The 17,514-nt window shown below is 69.4% G+C and carries 13 protein-coding genes; 6 read left to right on the top strand and 7 right to left on the bottom strand.

The genetic code is table 11. The features are described from left to right. Positions 1-20: 20 nt before the first annotated feature. The 5 genes from OG828_RS23560 to OG828_RS23540 all read right to left on the bottom strand — a co-directional run bounded on the left by OG828_RS23560 (position 21) and on the right by OG828_RS23540 (position 6,831). Positions 21-1,454, bottom strand: coding sequence for an FG-GAP and VCBS repeat-containing protein (locus OG828_RS23560; protein ID WP_328502238.1), 1,434 nt, complete (start codon positions 1,452-1,454; stop codon positions 21-23). 172 nt (positions 1,455-1,626) lie between these two features. Beyond that, a complete protein-coding gene (locus OG828_RS23555) occupies positions 1,627-2,925 on the bottom strand; it encodes an FG-GAP repeat domain-containing protein (protein ID WP_328502237.1) in 1,299 nt (432 codons plus the stop codon). Between the two features lie 94 nt (positions 2,926-3,019). Continuing rightward, positions 3,020-3,307 (bottom strand): zinc-ribbon domain-containing protein, encoded by a 288-nt coding sequence (locus OG828_RS23550; RefSeq protein ID WP_328360156.1) that lies wholly within the window; start codon positions 3,305-3,307, stop codon positions 3,020-3,022. Positions 3,308-3,356: 49 nt separating this feature from the next. Further along, positions 3,357-4,454, bottom strand: coding sequence for an ankyrin repeat domain-containing protein (locus OG828_RS23545; RefSeq protein WP_328502236.1), 1,098 nt, complete (start codon positions 4,452-4,454; stop codon positions 3,357-3,359). 109 nt (positions 4,455-4,563) lie between these two features. Then, the gene (locus tag OG828_RS23540) at positions 4,564-6,831 is read right to left on the bottom strand and encodes a (Fe-S)-binding protein (RefSeq protein WP_328502235.1); all 2,268 of its coding nucleotides are present in this window, start codon (positions 6,829-6,831) and stop codon (positions 4,564-4,566) included. 204 nt (positions 6,832-7,035) lie between these two features. Between OG828_RS23540 and OG828_RS23535 the strand changes: the two genes are divergently transcribed. The 5 genes from OG828_RS23535 to OG828_RS23515 all read left to right on the top strand — a co-directional run bounded on the left by OG828_RS23535 (position 7,036) and on the right by OG828_RS23515 (position 12,302). Next, positions 7,036-8,055 (top strand): MraY family glycosyltransferase, encoded by a 1,020-nt coding sequence (locus OG828_RS23535; protein ID WP_328502234.1) that lies wholly within the window; start codon positions 7,036-7,038, stop codon positions 8,053-8,055. 94 nt (positions 8,056-8,149) lie between these two features. Beyond that, positions 8,150-9,997, top strand: a complete 1,848-nt coding sequence (dnaK, locus tag OG828_RS23530; protein ID WP_210579842.1) for a molecular chaperone DnaK — start codon at positions 8,150-8,152, stop codon at positions 9,995-9,997. After that, on the top strand, positions 9,994-10,638 hold the full coding sequence (grpE, locus tag OG828_RS23525; RefSeq protein ID WP_328360141.1) for a nucleotide exchange factor GrpE: 645 nt from the start codon (positions 9,994-9,996) through the stop codon (positions 10,636-10,638). Before dnaK ends, grpE begins: the two co-directional genes overlap by 4 nt. 36 nt (positions 10,639-10,674) lie before the next feature. Further along, complete coding sequence (gene dnaJ / locus OG828_RS23520; RefSeq protein WP_210579846.1) at positions 10,675-11,847, top strand: molecular chaperone DnaJ; 1,173 nt, start codon at positions 10,675-10,677, stop codon at positions 11,845-11,847. Between the two features lie 5 nt (positions 11,848-11,852). Continuing rightward, positions 11,853-12,302 (top strand): heat shock protein transcriptional repressor HspR, encoded by a 450-nt coding sequence (locus OG828_RS23515; protein ID WP_328360135.1) that lies wholly within the window; start codon positions 11,853-11,855, stop codon positions 12,300-12,302. Between the two features lie 83 nt (positions 12,303-12,385). Here OG828_RS23515 and OG828_RS23510 read toward each other — a convergent pair whose 3' ends face one another. Together OG828_RS23510 and OG828_RS23505 are read right to left on the bottom strand one after the other, a co-directional pair. Beyond that, positions 12,386-14,107 (bottom strand): fibronectin type III domain-containing protein, encoded by a 1,722-nt coding sequence (locus tag OG828_RS23510; RefSeq protein WP_328502233.1) that lies wholly within the window; start codon positions 14,105-14,107, stop codon positions 12,386-12,388. A gap of 17 nt (positions 14,108-14,124) precedes the next feature. After that, entirely contained in the window at positions 14,125-16,095 is a 1,971-nt protein-coding gene (locus tag OG828_RS23505) for a fibronectin type III domain-containing protein (protein WP_328502232.1), read from the bottom strand. A gap of 295 nt (positions 16,096-16,390) precedes the next feature. Between OG828_RS23505 and OG828_RS23500 the strand changes: the two genes are divergently transcribed. Continuing rightward, positions 16,391-17,497, top strand: coding sequence for a sugar ABC transporter substrate-binding protein (locus OG828_RS23500; protein WP_328360129.1), 1,107 nt, complete (start codon positions 16,391-16,393; stop codon positions 17,495-17,497). The last annotated feature ends 17 nt before the right edge of the window (positions 17,498-17,514 follow it).

Below are 17,514 nucleotides of genomic sequence, written 5' to 3'. Positions count from 1 at the left end.
GTGCGGGAGTCGACGGGTCGTCACTGGGCGATCACCCAGCCGAAGTCGGCGTTGCCCTTGAGGGAGACGGCGGGGGCGGTGAAGGACTTGGCGCCGGTGGTGATCAGGCCGGAGGCGCTGCCGCGCAGCACGGTGATCGCGCCGTGGCCGTTCTCGTAGCCGATGCCGGCGACCAGGTCGGCCTTGCCGTTCTTGTCGAGGTCGATCAACCGGACGGACTGGCCGAAGGCGTCGTTGGTCTCGTTGCTGCCGGGGACGCTCGGCGTGTTCTGCGTGTACGACTTGGCGCCCGAGCCCTTCAGCCCGGTGGCCGAGCCGAGCAGGACCGTCACCGAACCGGAGTCCCTGGCCGTGCCGTTGTCCTCGCCGGGCGCACCGACCGCGACGTCGGCGTACTTGTCGCCGTTGATGTCGCCGACGCTCACCGCCGCGCCGAACACGTCGTCGCTCTCGCCCGCACCGGGCACGCCGGCCGTGTCCTGGTGGATGACGGTCGGCTTCTGCGCCGGGTCGGGGCCGGTCGCGCTGCCGTACCAGACGGTGATCTGGCCGCCCTTGTGGCCGCCGGGCTTGCCGCTGCGGGGGTCTGCGTAGTCGGCGAGGACGAGATCGCCGTAGCCGTCGCCGTTGATGTCGCCGACCGTGCCCAGGGAGCCGTCGGCCTTGGGCAGCATGGTCTCGGCGTAGTCCGACTCGGGGTGGGTCTCGCCGCCCGCGGGGTCGTGGCGGAGGTAGCCGATGACGCCGCCCTGGTCGGCGTCCGTGGCGTACGGGTACACGCGCTCGGCCGCCTTGCCGCCGTTGAGGTTGCCCGCGATGACGTCGTACGTCGAGCCGACCTCGTAGACGCCGGTCTCGCTCACCGGCTTACCGGTGCGGGCGAAGGGGCCCTTGTACAGGCCGGTGTAGCTCTGGCCGGTGATCGTGACGTCCGTCTTGCCGTCGCCGTCGAAGTCGCCGGTCGCGACGCCGGAGGAGTGGCCGCCCCACTCGGAGAGGTACGACGGCTGCGGCAGCGCCGAGCCGCCGGTCAGGCCGGACCTGCCGCCCCAGATGACGGTGGCGGTGCCGACGCCGTCGCGGTCGCCGATGCTCTCGTACTGGGAGCCGACGACCAGGTCCGCGTAGCCGTCGGCGTTCAGGTCACCGGCGGCGAGGCTGCTGCCGAAGCGGTCGTCGGTCTCGGCGGTGCCGGGCACGCCGGTGGAGTTCTGCGTGATCACGGTCTTCTTGGCGGCGGAGACGCCGGAGGACGAGCCGTACATGACGACCACGGCACCGGCGTACGGCACGGAGCCGACGGTGGCGCTCATCGCGCCGATGGCGACGTCGCGGTATCCGTCGCCGTTGAAGTCACTGGCGAGCCCGGACGGCGCGGCCGAGGCGGTACCGGGCAGGGCGGTGAGCAGGCCGGTGGTGAGGGTGGCGGCCAGCAGAAGGGTGCGCTTGCGCAAGACGGGTTTCTCCAGCGGCAGGCGGGGGATGCCACGGGGCATCCGCAGTCAATGGGGCGCGGACCCCTGCGCGCGTCACGTCCGGCGCGGAGGGTTCGGCGATCAGGAGACTCCTGCCGGGATGCAAGGGTTGTACGTGAGTTCGGTGAAAGTCCTGAGCCCGCTGTGGCGTTCAGCGGCCGAGGAACTCCGACGTGGAGAAGGTCACCACGGGTTCGGCCGCGACCAGATCGCTCTTCGTGCCCGGATAGACGGCGACGGTGTCCTTCGTCTCGCCCTGATACGTCCGTACGGCCAGGTCCGCGCGTCCGTCCCCGTCGAAGTCCGCGGCGGCCAGGACGCGGGTGGTGCCGCGGGCGGCGGGCTCGACGGTCACGGTCGGTGCCGTGGACAGTCCGGCCGTACCACCGCGGAACAGCCGTAGCCGCGAGCCGCTGGACACGAGGTCGTCCTTGCCGTCGCCGTCGAAGTCGGCGGCGGTGAGCATGGAGCCGGGGGTGGGGAGGGTGGCGCGGGTGGGGGTGGGGAGGTCGTAGCGGAGGGCGGTCGCGCCCATCGCGCCGACCGCGGCATCGAGCCGGTCGCCCTTGCCGAAGTCGCCGAGGGCCACGTCGATGCCGTCCGGGAGGGCGGGTCCGGTGCCGGTGGGGCCGGTCGGGCCGCCGAGGACGAGTGTCGAGGTGGCGGCGGATTCCGCCGTACGGACGATCAGGTCGTCGTGACCGTCGCGGTCGACGTCGGCGGCGGGGCCGATGGGGAGGTTGCCGGGCGCGGGGATCGGGGTGGTGGCGGCGCTCGGGGCGCCTTTGCGGGTGAACGGGCCCGGCAGAAAGCTGAGTTGGCGGTCGGAGGCGTGGACGACAAGGTCCTCGGCCCCGTCGCCGTCGAAGTCGCCGCACACGGGCTGGTCCGGCCAGTCGTTGCCGGCGCGAGCCCGGTCGGGGACAGCGAGGGTGACGGCCTTGCCGGTGAGGCCCTCGGGGGAGCCGAAGAGGAGCTGGAGGGGGACCGGGGGGCGGCCCTGGCCGTCGTAGGGCGGGTCGGTGGAGATCACCAGGTCGGTGAAGCCGTCCCCGTCGAGGTCGCAGGCGGTCTCCGCGTCGAAGAGGGCGGGGAGTTGACCCCCGACGCGGGCCGCGTTGCGCGCCGGGCTCAGCAACTGCCGGGCGCCGGGGACGAGTCCGCGCGCCGAGCCGTAGACGACGCCGATGCCCGCGTCGTCCGCATGGCTCTGCTTCTTCACCAGGTCGTCGAGGACGAGATCGCCGTGGCCGTCGCCGTTGAAGTCGTCGGGGACGTCGCTGCCCTTGCCGCGGGGGACGGGCAGTTGGGCGGGGACATCACCCTTCGCGACCTTCACGGGGGTGGGCTTGGCGGTGCCGGTGTGCTGGGTCGGCCCGCAGGCGGCGAGAGGAAGAAGCCAGGCGACCGTCACGGCCGCCACACACATCGTGCGTCTTCGCACGCGCACCGCTCACCTCGCCGACCTCTTTGACAACGACTCAGTAATGATGCGCGTGTTCGGGCCGGGAGTTAAGAGGCGTGACGTGTTCAGGATCAGTACGTCACGACTGATACGGCTGCTGCTGCTGCGGCTGCCCGTAAGCCTGACCGCCGCTCACCGCCTGCGCCTGAAGCTGTTCCGCCTGCTCGGTGGTGATCTTCTGCTCCGCACCGCAGAACGTGCACTGCGTCGCGTACTTCGTCGAGAACGGGAACAGCGGTACGAAGAACAGCGTGAACTTGGTGACGCGCTTGCGCAGCGTGTGCGCAGCGGGGTTGCCGCAGTGGCCGCACAGGAGGGTGAGTATCGCGAGTTGGTAGACGTAGCCCTTGGTGCCAAAGATGATCATCCCGCGGCCCTTTCGGATCGGTTGCTTCCCCCAGTGTGAAGGATGAGCCTCAGGAGTCGGCGGTGTGTTCGCCCACTCTGTCGTCGAGCAGCGCGGCCAGCTCCTCGTCGTACCGGCATGCCTCGCAGGCGCTCAGGCGCACCTGGGCGTCCGGGTCGAGGGTCAGGGCGCGCAACGCCTCCCTGGCCTCCGCGGTGAGCGCGACGTCCTCATCGATCAGGCACCAGGGCACCTCCCGGCGCACCCGCGGGTCGGGGTGGCCGGCGTGGCGGAGGCCTATGGCCCGCTGGTCGGGGTGGCTGTACTGGGCGTACGTGTCCAGCACCCGCGCCAGCATCTCGCCGTCCGTCTCCGCCGCGGCCCAGTCGGCCAGGAACGCGCCCTCCTTCTTGTCGTAGTAGGCGGCGGAGTTGGTGTGGTACCGGAGGAAGGATCTGTCGCGCAGGTAGTCCAGGACGAACCGGCGGTTCAGCGGGGAGGGGTGATGGCGGTGAGCCACCACCGCCGTCCAGGTCTCGAGGCTGCGCCGCTGGGCGAGGACGGAGCGGACCGCCCACCAGTCCACATGCGCGGCGTCCTGTTCCTTCACCGCACGGGCGATCAGTTCGTCGACCGGCGCCAGGATCCGGAAGGCCCACTCCAGCGCGGACAGGACGGACCCGTGCCCGGCTCGTACGGTGCGTCCGCCGAGGGTGACCTCCCAGACCCAGTCGTGGTCGTCGTCCAGGACCCGGGCGGTCTCGGCGGGTCCGCGGGCGCCGGTCAGCCCGCGCAGCTCCTCGGCCGCACCGGTCTCGTACCAGCGCCGGGCCAGGGCCAGCAGCCGTTCCCGGGCCTCTTCGGGGAGGCGCAGCCGCGGCTCGGTGCCGAGGACAGCCGAGAAGACGGCCGGTGAGCCGCCTACGACGGCCCGCTCCAGCGGCGTCGTCCCGTCCGGGAGCGCCCGGTCGGGGTCCGCTCCGGCCTCGACGAGCGCCTCGGCGACGGGGGCGTCGTACGCGGCCACCGCGGCGCACAGGACGGGCAGCCCGTCCGGGCCCACGGTGTCCGGGTCCGCGCCCGCTGCCAGCGACTCCCGTACGGCGTCGGCGTCCTTGGCCCGCACCGCGTCCACGAGCCGTCCGCTCCCGGTCTCTTCCCCACCCATGGGGAGCAAGGTACGCAGGACCGCCGCCCCCGCTCACCTGGTTTCCGCGACGACGACGCCCCCTGCCCATCACGGGGCAGGGGGCGTCGTTTCTGTCGTACGGCCGCTGTTACTTCACCGGCTCCGGCTCCGACGTGCTCTCCGCATCGGCCGAGTCCTCCGGGTCCACCGGCGTCTTCACGGAGTCCAGCAGGAGCTGGGCGACGTCGACGACCTGGATGGACTCCTTCGCCTTGCCGTCGTTCTTCTTGCCGTTGACCGAGTCGGTCAGCATGACGAGGCAGAACGGGCAGGCCGTGGACACGATGTCCGGGTTGACGGAAAGAGCCTCATCGACGCGCTCGTTGTTGATGCGCTTGCCGATCCGCTCCTCCATCCACATCCGCGCACCGCCGGCGCCGCAGCAGAAGCCGCGCTCCTTGTGGCGGTGCATTTCCTCGTTGCGGATGCCGGGGACGCTGGCGATGATCTCGCGCGGGGGCGTGTAGATCTTGTTGTGGCGGCCCAGGTAGCAGGGGTCGTGGTAGGTGATGATGCCCTCGACCGGGGTCACCGGGACCAGCTTGCCCGCGTCGACGAGGTGCTGGAGCAGCTGGGTGTGGTGGATGACCTCGTAGTCCCCGCCGATCTGCGGGTACTCGTTGCCGATCGTGTTGAGGCAGTGCGGGCAGGTCGCGACGATCTTCTTGGCCGACTTGGGCTTCTTGGTGCTCTCGTCCTCGTCGTCTTCCCCGAACGCCATGTTCAGCGCGGCCACGTTCTCCATGCCGAGCTCCTGGAACAACGGCTCGTTGCCCAGGCGGCGGGCGGAGTCACCGGTGCACTTCTCGTCGCCGCCCATGATCGCGAACTTGACGCCCGCGATGTGGAGGAGTTCGGCGAAGGCCTTCGTCGTCTTCTTGGCGCGGTCTTCCAGCGCGCCCGCGCAGCCGACCCAGTACAGGTACTCGACCTCGGACAGGTCCTCGATGTCCTTGCCGACGACCGGGACCTCGAAGTCGACCTCCTTGAGCCACTCCAGGCGCTGCTTCTTCGCCAGGCCCCAGGGGTTGCCCTTCTTCTCCAGGTTCTTGAGCATCGTGCCCGCCTCGGACGGGAACGCGGACTCGATCATCACCTGGTAGCGGCGCATGTCGACGATGTGGTCGATGTGCTCGATGTCGACGGGGCACTGCTCGACACAGGCGCCGCAGGTGGTGCAGGACCACAGGACGTCCGGGTCGATGACGCCGTTCTCCTCGACGGTGCCGATGAGGGGGCGCTCGGCCTCCGCGAGAGCGGCGGCCGGGACGTCCTTCAGCTGCTCCTCGGACGCCTTCTCCTCGCCCTCCATCGTCTTGCCGCCACCGGCCAGCAGGTAGGGCGCCTTGGCGTGGGCGTGGTCCCGCAGCGACATGATCAGCAGCTTGGGGGAGAGCGGCTTGCCCGTGTTCCAGGCCGGGCACTGCGACTGGCAGCGGCCGCACTCGGTGCAGGTGGAGAAGTCCAGCAGGCCCTTCCAGGAGAACTGCTCGACCTGCGAGACACCGAAGACGTCGTCCTCGCCGGGGTCGGTGAAGTCGATCGGCTTGCCGCCCGACGTCATCGGCAGCAGCTCGCCCAGCGCGGTGCCGCCCTTGGCGTCGCGCTTGAAGTAGATGTTCGGGAAGGCCAGGAAGCGGTGCCAGGCCACGCCCATGTCGGTCTTCAGGGCGACCACGATCATCCAGATGAACGAGGTCGAGACCTTCAGGCCGGCGAAGAAGTACGTGAGGTTCTGGAGCGTGGAGAGGTCCATGCCCTCCAGCCACGACACCACCGGGTACGAGATGAAGAACGACGCCTCGTAGCTCTCGACGTGGTGCTGGGCGCCCTCCAGCGCGTGCAGCATGAAGATGCAGACGCCGACGATCAGGATGACCGTCTCGACGAAGTACGCCTGGCCGGTGTTGGAGCCCGCGAAGCGGGACTTGCGGCCCGGCTTGTTCGCCTTGCTGAGCTGCCGGATGACGATCAGCGCCAGGATGCCGAGGACCGTCATGGTGCCGATGAACTCGACGAAGACGTTGTACGGCGCCCAGTTCCCGATGATCGGCAGCACCCAGTCGGCCTGGAAGAGCTGCCCGACGGCGTTCACGATCGTCAGCAGCAGCGTGTAGAAGCCGATGGCCACGAACCAGTGCGCGACGCCGATGACGCCCCAGCGGTTCATCCGGGTATGGCCGAGGAACTCCTTGACCACGGTGACGAGGCGCTGCACCGGCTCGTCGGTGCGGGTGCCCGCGGGCACGCTCTGGCCGAGCCGCATGAAGTTGAGGATCTGCAGGGTGGCGCGGGTGAACAGGGCCACGCCGACCACGATCAGAACCAGCGACACGATGATCGCGGCGAGTTGCATTTCGGGGCTCCTCGGGCCTGCGAGAGGGGCTTCGTCGAGAGGTCTCAAGAGATTACTAAGCGGTAACTTAATCAGTTCCGAGACTACCCCTATCTTCCGCCGCACTGTAGCCGGGCGTGCGGTGATCTGTGTCGCTGAGGGTTGCCTCAGGAGTCGACCGTGTTATTCATGATAATTAGGGCAATTCATGACTAATTTAAGAGGGTGATCTACGGGATCGTCGCCGCCTCAGCCGCCTTTCTCCTCGCCGCCGTCCTCGCGGCCCTGTTCCGGCTGCCCGCCCAGCGGATCGGGCTGATCGACCGGCGGTGGCAGCGGCCCGTCCCCGTGGTCGGCGGGGTGGCCGTCGTGGTCGCGACCTGTGTCGTGGCCGGCGCGGGGAACTGGACGCGGTACGCGCCCCTGGGGGACGGGGTCGGCGGGCTGGTCGTGGCCGCCGCCGTCGTCGCCGGGCTGGGGCTGATCGCCGACTTCCGGCGGGTGAAGCTGCGGTTCCTTGTCGGCGGTACGGCCATCGCGGCGGCCTGCGTGGTGCCGTACGCCGAGACCGGGCTCTTCGTCGGCGTGCTCGCCGTCGGCTGGATCGTCTTCGTGGCCGTCGGGTTCCGGGCACTCGATCACGCGGACGCGCTGGCGGGGACCGTCGGGGTGGTGACCGCCTTCGGGGCCGGGGCCATCGCCGCCGCCGAAGTCATGGACGGTCTTGCGGTGTTGCTGAGCGTGCTGGCCGCCGCGCTGACCGGGTTCCTCATGCACAACTGGCCGCCCGCGCGCGTGGCACTCGGTTCGTGCGGGTCGCTGTTCACCGGGTTCCTGCTCGCCTCGACGGCCGTGTTCACACGGGCCGGCGGCGATCCGTTGTCCGACGCGGGCGTGCTGTTCGCCCTCGCCGCGGTCGCGGGCGCCGATGTCGTACTCGTGATGCTGTCCCGCCGCTTCGCCGGGCGGCCCCTGCTGCGGCGCGGGCCCGACCATCTCGCGCACCGGCTGCGGCGGCTCGGGCTCACCCCGCAGGGGGCGGTGGTCATCCTGGCCCTCTGCGCGTTCGCGGCGGTGGCCGTCGGGGTGCTGGTGCATGTCGGGTGGGTGGGGGAATCGGCGGTGGTGTGGGTGGCCGGCGGTGCCGTGGTGGTCGTGGTGGGGCTGCTCGGGGTGCCGGTGTACGGGCCTCGCCGGTCCGCTTCTCCGCAGGTCACGGGCCAGTTGCGTGTAAGGAACGGATAAGAGTTGAGCCTCACAGACTCAGGTCTGTTGACCGCAGGGAAGCCGTCGTGCACACTTGAGTCCGTTCCACTCAAGTCAGCTGGAGGAATCAACCATGGCACGTGCGGTCGGCATCGACCTGGGCACGACTAACTCCGTCGTCAGCGTTCTGGAGGGCGGTGAGCCCACCGTCATCACCAACGCCGAGGGCGCCAGGACCACGCCGTCCGTCGTCGCCTTCGCCAAGAACGGCGAGGTGCTCGTCGGCGAGGTCGCCAAGCGCCAGGCGGTCACCAACGTGGACCGGACCATCCGCTCGGTGAAGCGGCACATGGGCACGGACTGGAAGATCGAGCTCGACAACAAGCCCTTCAACCCGCAGCAGATCTCCGCGTTCATCCTGCAGAAGCTGAAGCGCGACGCCGAGTCCTACCTGGGCGAGAAGGTGACCGACGCGGTCATCACCGTCCCCGCGTACTTCAACGACTCCGAGCGTCAGGCGACCAAGGAAGCCGGTGAGATCGCCGGTCTCAACGTCCTTCGTATCGTCAACGAGCCGACGGCCGCCGCTCTCGCGTACGGCCTCGACAAGGACGACCAGACGATCCTCGTCTTCGACCTCGGCGGCGGCACCTTCGACGTGTCCCTGCTGGAGATCGGCGACGGTGTCGTCGAGGTGAAGGCCACCAACGGTGACAACCACCTCGGTGGTGACGACTGGGACCAGCGCATCGTCGACTACCTGGTCAAGCAGTTCTCGGCCGGTCACGGCGTGGACCTGGGCAAGGACAAGATGGCCCTCCAGCGCCTCCGCGAGGCCGCCGAGAAGGCCAAGATCGAGCTGTCCTCCTCCACCGAGACCTCGATCAACCTGCCGTACATCACCGCCTCCGCCGAGGGCCCGCTGCACCTGGACGAGAAGCTCACCCGGGCGCAGTTCCAGCAGCTGACGGCCGACCTGCTGGAGCGCTGCAAGACCCCGTTCTTCAACGTGATGAAGGACGCCGGCGTCTCCATCAACGAGATCGACCACGTCGTCCTCGTCGGCGGCTCCACCCGTATGCCCGCCGTCGCCGAGCTGGTGCGCGAGCTGACCGGCGGCAAGGACGCCAACAAGGGTGTCAACCCGGACGAGGTCGTCGCCATCGGCGCCGCCCTGCAGGCCGGTGTCCTCAAGGGTGAGGTCAAGGACGTCCTGCTCCTCGACGTGACCCCGCTGTCCCTGGGTATCGAGACCAAGGGCGGCATCATGACCAAGCTGATCGAGCGCAACACCACGATCCCGACGAAGCGCTCCGAGATCTTCACCACGGCCGAGGACAACCAGCCGTCGGTGCAGATCCAGGTCTACCAGGGCGAGCGCGAGATCGCGGCGTACAACAAGAAGCTCGGGATGTTCGAGCTCACGGGCCTGCCGCCGGCCCCGCGCGGTGTCCCGCAGATCGAGGTCGCCTTCGACATCGACGCCAACGGCATCATGCACGTCACGGCCAAGGACCTCGGCACCGGCAAGGAGCAGAAGATGACCGTCACCGGCGGCTCCTCGCTGCCGAAGGACGAGGTCGACCGGATGCGCCAGGAGGCCGAGAAGTACGCGGAGGAGGACCACGCCCGCCGCGAGGCCGCCGAGTCCCGCAACCAGGGCGAGCAGCTCGTCTACCAGACGGAGAAGTTCCTCAAGGACAACGAGGACAAGGTCCCCGGCGAGATCAAGACCGAGGTCGAGGCCTCCGTCGAGGAGCTGAAGGAAGCCCTCAAGGGCGAGGACACCGCCGTCATCCGCACGGCCACCGAGAAGGTCGCGGCCGTCTCGCAGAAGCTCGGCCAGGCCATGTACGCCGACGCCCAGGCCGCGCAGGCCGAGGGCGGCCCGGAGGGTGCCACCGCCGGCGGCGCCAAGGCGGACGACGACGTCGTGGACGCCGAGATCGTGGACGACGAGCGCAAGGACGGTGCGGCGTGACCGAGGAGACCCCGGGCTTCGACGAGAAGCCCGACGTCCCCTCCGGCGCGACCCCCGACGACGCCGAGCCGCAGGCCGCTCCCGAAGAGGGGGCGGCCCCGGCCGGGGACGTGAACGCAGAAGCGGGCCTGCTGGCCCAGCTGGACCAGGCGCGTACGGCGCTCGGTGAGCGCACGGCCGACCTCCAGCGGCTCCAGGCCGAGTTCGCGAACTACCGCCGCCGGGTCGAGCGCGACCGGATCGCGGTCAAGGAGATCGCCATCGCGAACCTCCTGACCGAGCTCCTGCCCGTGCTCGACGACATCGGCCGCGCCCGCGACCACGGCGAGTTCGTCGGCGGATTCAAGTCCGTCGGGGAGTCGCTGGAGACCGTCGCGGCGAAGATGGGACTGCAGCAGTTCGGCAAGGAGGGCGAGCCCTTCGACCCGACGATCCACGAGGCGCTGATGCACTCCTACGCGCCGGACGTCACCGAGACGACCTGCGTCGCGATCCTCCAGCCGGGGTATCGCATCGGCGAGCGCACCATCCGCCCCGCGCGGGTGGCGGTCGCCGAGCCGCAGCCGGGCGCCCAGACCGTCAAGGCCGAAGAGGCCGAGGCCGGCGACGACAAGGAGAACGGTGGCCCGGACGAGGGCTGACGTTGAACTGACGACGAGAGAGGAGGGACGTCGAGGATGAGCACCAAGGACTTCATCGAGAAGGACTACTACAAGGTCCTCGGCGTCCCCAAGGACGCCACCGAGGCCGAGATCAAGAAGGCGTACCGGAAGCTCGCCCGCGAGTACCACCCGGACGCCAACAAGGGCAACGCCAAGGCCGAGGAGCGCTTCAAGGAGATCTCCGAGGCGAACGACATCCTCGGCGACCCCAAGAAGCGCAAGGAATACGACGAGGCACGCACCCTCTTCGGCAACGGCGGATTCCGCCCGGGGCCGGGCGCGGGCGGCGGCAACTTCAACTTCGACCTGGGCGACCTCTTCGGAGGCGCCCCCCAGGGCGGGGGTTCCGGAAGCTTCGGCGGCGGCATCGGTGATGTCTTCGGGGGCCTGTTCAACCGGGGCGGCGCCACCACGCGCACCCAGCCGCGACGCGGCCAGGACATCGAGTCCGAGGTCACCCTCAGCTTCACCGAGGCGATCGAGGGCGCGACGGTCCCGCTGCGGATGTCCTCGCAGTCACCCTGCAAGGCCTGCTCGGGCACGGGTGACGCGAACGGCAACCCGCGCGTCTGCCCGACCTGTGTGGGCACCGGCCAGGTGGCAAGGGGCTCCGGCGGAGGTTTCTCCCTCACGGACCCCTGCCCGGACTGCAAGGGCCGCGGCCTGATCGCGGAGAACCCCTGCGAGGTCTGCAAGGGCAGCGGCCGCGCCAAGTCGTCGCGCACCATGCAGGTCCGTATCCCGGCCGGGGTGTCGGACGGCCAGCGCATCCGCCTGCGCGGCAAGGGCGCACCCGGTGAACGGGGCGGCCCGGCAGGCGACTTGTACGTGGTCGTCCATGTCGACGCCCACCCGGTCTTCGGCCGCAAGGACGACAACCTCACCGTCACCGTCCCGGTGACGTTCACCGAGGCGGCACTGGGCGGAGAAGTCCGGGTCCCGACGCTGGGCGGCCCTCCCGTCACCCTGAAGCTGCCGCCGGGCACGCCCAACGGCCGCACCATGCGGGCGCGGGGCAAGGGCGCGGTCCGCAAGGACGGCACTCGCGGTGACCTGTTGGTCACCGTGGAGGTGAGTGTTCCGAAGGACCTGACGGGGAAGGCTCGTGACGCGCTAGAGGCGTACCGCGAGGCGACCGCGGGTGAGGATCCGCGGGCGGAGCTGTTCCAGGCCGCGAAGGGAGCTTGATGGAGATGGACGGCCGTCGACGCAACCCGTATGAACTGACCGAGGAGACCCCGGTCTACGTCATCTCGGTGGCGGCCCAGCTGTCCGGCCTGCACCCGCAGACGCTGCGTCAGTACGACCGCCTGGGCCTGGTCTCCCCGGACCGCACCGCCGGCCGGGGCCGCCGCTACTCGGCGCGCGACATCGAACTGCTCCGCACCGTGCAGCAGTTGTCACAGGACGAGGGCATCAACCTCGCCGGCATCAAGCGCATCATCGAACTGGAGAACCAGGTCGCCGCCCTGCAGTCCCGCGTCGCGGAACTCCAGGCGGCCCTGGACGGCGCCGCGGCGGCGATGCAGCAGCGCGAGGCGGCGGTGCACGCGTCGTACCGCCGCGATCTGGTGCCGTACCAGGAAGTGCAGCAGACCAGTGCGCTGGTGGTGTGGCGGCCGAAGCGGTCGTCCGAGCAGTAGGCGGGCTCAACACGCTCGAGGGGCCCGCATGCCGACCGCACTGTCGGTATGCGGGCCCCTTTGCTGTGAGGCGGGGTCGTGTCTCAGGCGGTCGGCGTGGTGATCGCGTAAGCCCCCGCGGGGGCGGTCTCCGTGCCGTCGGCGGCGACGGCCGTCACCCAGTAGAAGGACGTCGTGCCGCGCTTCGCGCCCGTGTCGATGAAGGACGTGTCGCTGTTGCCGAGGTCGGCGATCTTCTCGTATGCCGACGTGGCCGGGTTCCAGCGGTGGACGCGGTAGCCGCCGGCCGCCTCGGGGGCGGATGCGCCGAGCCCGGTCCAGGTCAGGGAGTTGCCCCCGTCGCCCTCCGGTGCCACCGCTTCCAGTTCCAGCGGGGAGCCCTCCGGCGTCGCCACACTCGGCGTGACGTCGAGTTCCGTCTCCACCACGATGTCGGCCTCGCCGGTCCACTTCCAGCTGGAGAGCCAGTTGTCGTCGTACGCGTCCACGAAGAAGCACGCCTCCTCGCCGTCCGGCAGGGTCGCGTACTCGTACGACGTGGTGTCGGCGAACAGCCACTCCACCTCGTGCACGGAGCAGACCTTCTCCTCCTCGTCGCCCACGAGTTCACCCCGGTAGACGAGGTACCGCCCGAGGTCGGGCGCCGGGTTGGGGTCCCAGCTCAGCGTGAAGCCGTACCCGGTCGGTGTGACCGTCAGCCCGGTCACCGCGGGCGGCGGGGTCCGGTCATAGCGGGTCGCCTCGACGGCGGCGGAGCGGACGGACTCGTTGCCCGCCGCGTCCAGGGCGGTCACCCGGTAGGTGTAGGAGCTTCCCTCGACCGCCGAAGTGTCCCGGTACGAGGCCTCGTTCGCGTCCCCGACCTTGACGTACGAGGTGCTCCAGATCGGCGCCCGGTACACGCGGTACGACGCCGCTCCGGTGACCGCGGTCCAGTCGAGCCGGAGTCCGTCCGCCACGGAGGTTTCCGCCAGGTCGGTGGGCGCGCCGGGGGCCGTGCGGTCGGCGGTGACGACGGCCTTGTCCGCCGTACCGGCCGACTCGTTGCCCGCCTTGTCGTAGGCGCGGACCTCGTAGTAGTACGTGTCACCGGTCACCGGAAGGGTGCTGTCGGTGTACGACGTCGACGTGGTCGTCTTCAGCGGAGTGCTGCCGAACGACGCACCCTTGAGGCGGCGGTAGACGCGGTATCCGGCGAGGTCCATCTCCTTGTTCTTGGCCCAGGTGAGCTTGGCCTTGCCGGTGGCCTGGTCGTACGACAGCGAAGTGCCGGTCGGGGTGAGGGGCTTGACCTTGTCGACGGTCGCGGACGTGCGGGGCGTGTAGGCGAACTTGACGCTCGCGCTGCCGGTCCAGTTGACGTAGTCGACGCGGATGCTGTGCTTGCCGGACGGGATCGTGAGGTTGACGGCCTTGGTGACCGTCGACGACACGTTCTTCCACAGGTCGATCTTGCGGACGCCGTCGACGTACACGCGGATGCCGTCCAGGGCGGAGGCGTTGAGGGCGAACGGGCCGCCGGAGCCGAAGTCCCTCGTCACCGTCCAGCGGACGCCGAAGTTGTTGCTCGGCAGGCCGGTGGCGGGGGCGCCCGTGCCCCAGTTCTGGTCGATCGCCGGGTCACAGTCGGTCTTCTTCGCCGTGCCGGAGAACGTGGTGTTCGCGAAGAACTGGCGCTTGAAGACGGGGGAAGTGCAGCTCACGGCCGCAGTGGCCGGGGCCGCGGTCGCGGCGAGGAGGCCGCCCGCGGTGGTGAGCACGACGGCGGTCGCGGTGACCGCCGTCGTGCGTCTGGCGTGGTTCATCGGGTCCTTCGGGGAGTTCAGGTTCCGGGTGTGGCAGAGACCTCGGGAGACAGCGCGGACTCCAGGCCGGCCTGGTTGAGCGTGGCGACGGCGTAGTAGTACGTCGTGCCGTTGGTCAGTCCGGTGTCGGTGTGGCGGTGGTCGGCGGTGTCGTAGGTCGCCTCGGCGTTCTCCTTGGTGACGCCGGGGCTGGTCGAGCGGTACACGCGGTAGCCGGTGACCGGGGACTGGCCATTGGGGGACGCCACGATGGCCCAGGTCAGCCGGACTTGTCCGTCGCCTGGCACGACCTCGTACACCTCGGTGGGCCCGGGCGGCCGGGTCTCGACCTGGCCCCCGCCCGCGGGAGGCAGCACGGAGTTCGAGGGGGCCGAGCGGATGCCGTATGTCGAGGTGGCGACCACCGCGTAGTAGTAGGTCCGATCGTCGGCGGTCGCCGTCATCTCGTACGACCTGGCGGTGGTCGTGGCGTACACGTTCGAGGCGTTGGTCGTGTCCACCGGCGTCGTGCGGGAGCGGTACACCGTGTAGCCGGACACGGGAACCGCGCCGCTCTGGTTCCAGACCAGGCTGATCCGGTCGCTGCCGGCGTCCGCGAGGATGCTGAGGCCCGGAGCCCCGGGCGCGCTGCTCGGACCGACCGTCCTGGTGCCGGGGACGCGGGCCCCGGCGTGGGACTCGTTGCCGGCCGCGTCCACGGCCGTCACCACGTAGATGTACGTTTCCCCCGCCACGCCGGTGGTGTCCCGGTAGGTGACCGTCTGCGTCGTGCCGACAAGCGTGCCGTAGGACTGGGACGACGTGGATCGGTAGACGCGGTAGGCGGCGGCGTCGCTGCCGATGCTCTGCCAGGTGAGCGTCACTCCGTCCTCGTCCTCCGCGACGACGTCGACCCCCTGCGGCACCGCCGGCGCCACCGTGTCCCGGGTCGCCCACACGACAGCGGAGAACACCGAGATGTTCCCGGCCGCGTCCAGCGCCCGCACCTTGTAGGCGAAGGGCACGTCGGCCGTCGCGTCCTTGTCGTCGTACGCCGCCGAACCGGTCACCGCGATGCGGGTGAAGGGGCCATCGGCGTTCGACGCGCGGTACACCTCGTACGAGGTGGCGCCGGAAACAGCCTGCCAGGAAAGAGAGTTGGCCGCCTTGGTCGACTTCGCCACGAGACTCTTCGGCGCGCCGGGGGCCGTGCTGTCGACGGTGGTGACCGGCTGGTCGGCGGTGCCCGTCGAGACGTTGCCCGCCTTGTCGACCGCGCGGACCTCGTAGTAGTAGGTGTCACCGGTCGGGGGCGGGGAGTTCGTGTACGACGTCGAAGTGGTCGTCGCGAGCGGCGTGCCCGGGTACGAACTCCCCTTCAGGCGCCGGTAGACCCGGTATCCGGCGAGGTCCATCTCCTTGTTCTTGGCCCAGGTGAGCTTGGCCTTGCCGGTGGCCTGGTCGTACGACAGCGAAGTGCCGGTCGGGGTGAGGGGCTTGACCTTGTCGACGGTCGCGGACGTGCGGGGTGTGTAGGCGAACTTGACGCTCGCGCTGCCGGTCCAGTTGACGTAGTCGACGCGGATGCTGTGCTTGCCGGACGGGATGGTGAGGTTGACGGCCTTGGAGACGGTCGTGGAGGTGTTCTTCCACAGGTCGATCTTGCGGACGCCGTCGACGTACACGCGGATGCCGTCCAGGGCGGAGGCGTTGAGGGCGAACGGGCCGCCGGAGCCGAAGTCTCTGGTCACCGTCCAGCGGACGCCGAAGTTGTTGCTCGGCAGGCCCGAGGTGGGGGCGCCGGACCACTTCTGGTCGATGGTGGTGTCGCAGTCCGTCTTCTTCGGAGTGCCCGAAAAGGTGGTGTTTGCGAAGAACTGCCGTTTGAAGACGGGGGAAGTGCAGCTGACGGCGGCGGAGGCGGGGGTGGTGGCGATGGTGGAGAGCAGGCCGCCGGCGGTGGCGAGCGCGACGGCGGTCGCGGTCGTCGTGCGTCTGGCTGAGTTCATTCGGTCCTCGGGTCGGGATCAGAGCGACGGAAAAGAGCTGCCCTGATCACGACTCGCGAGGTATGGCGTTGGTTGTACGGATCTCGATCACTGCTCGGGGTGCGTCGAATGGAGGGTCCGTAAAGGGGGTTTGGAGGCGAATCTTTCGGTTCTTCACAGGTCAAACGGAGGGTGATGTTGTCATCTCGTTAAGTAGTTCCGCTTGACGCGGGCGGGCGCGGGCGCGTTGGCTTTTCAGTCACCTGGGTCGCAATGCTGCGCCCACGTCCGGAAGACACCAGAAGTGAGCCCCTTCATGCGTCGTACCGCCATAGCTCTGGCCGCGTCCACGATGACCCTGTCGCTCGCCTCCTGCGGCGTGCTCAACGCATCAGGCGAGGCCAGTGACGCGAGCCCGACCAAGGGCAACGACATCACCGTGGGGCTGCTGCTGCCCGAGCGGGCGAACTCCCGCTACGAGAACTTCGACTACCCGATCATCAAGAAGAAGGTCGAGTCCCTCACCCGGAAGCAGGGCAAGGTCGACTACGACAACGCCGACGCGAGCGCCGCCAAGCAGGCGGACCAGCTGCAGAAGATGATCGACGACGGGGTCGATGTGATCCTGCTGGACGCGGTCGACTCGCACGCCATCGCGGACGGTGTGAAGAAGGCCAAGGATGCCGGTATCCCGGTCATCGCCTACGACCGGCTGGCCGAGGGCCCGATCGACGCGTACATCTCCTTCGACAACTCGCTGGTCGGCGAGGTCCAGGGCCGCACCCTCGTCGAGGCGCTGGGCAACGGCGAGGACGTCTCGAAGAAGATCGTCATGATGAACGGCTCGCCCACCGACCCGAACGCCAAGCAGTTCAAGGCGGGCGCGCTCGACGAGCTGACCGGCAAGGTGGACATCGAGGAGTCCTTCGACACCAAGGACTGGGATCCGAAGAACGCCGAGGCCAACATGGAGCAGGCCATCGCCAAGATCGGCGTGGACAACATCGCCGGTGTCTACTCCGCCAACGACGGCATGGCCGGCGGCATCGTCGACGCCCTGAAGGCCGCGGGCGTCACCGACATGCCGCCGATCACCGGGCAGGACGCCGAACTGGGCGCCGTGCAGCGGATCATCAGCGGCGAGCAGTACATGAGCGTCTACAAGTCGTACCCGCAGGAGGCCGAGGCCGCGGCCGAGATGGCAGTCGCCAAGATCCAGGGCAGGGACATCCAGTTCGACGCCCTCACCCGTGACAAGGTCGACAGCCCGACGAACAAGGACATCCCCGCTCAGCTCGTCCCTGTCGTCGCCCTGACGAAGAAGAACATCAAGGACACGATCATCGCCGACGACATCTACCAGCTGTCGGACATCTGCACGAGCAAGCTCAAGAGCGCGTGCGACGAGCTCAACCTGGGGTGATCCCGGGCGGAGGGCCG

Source organism: Streptomyces sp. NBC_00457, assembly GCF_036014015.1.
In the GTDB taxonomy this organism is placed as follows: domain Bacteria; phylum Actinomycetota; class Actinomycetes; order Streptomycetales; family Streptomycetaceae; genus Streptomyces.
This window is presented reverse-complemented; position numbering and strand designations above follow the sequence as displayed.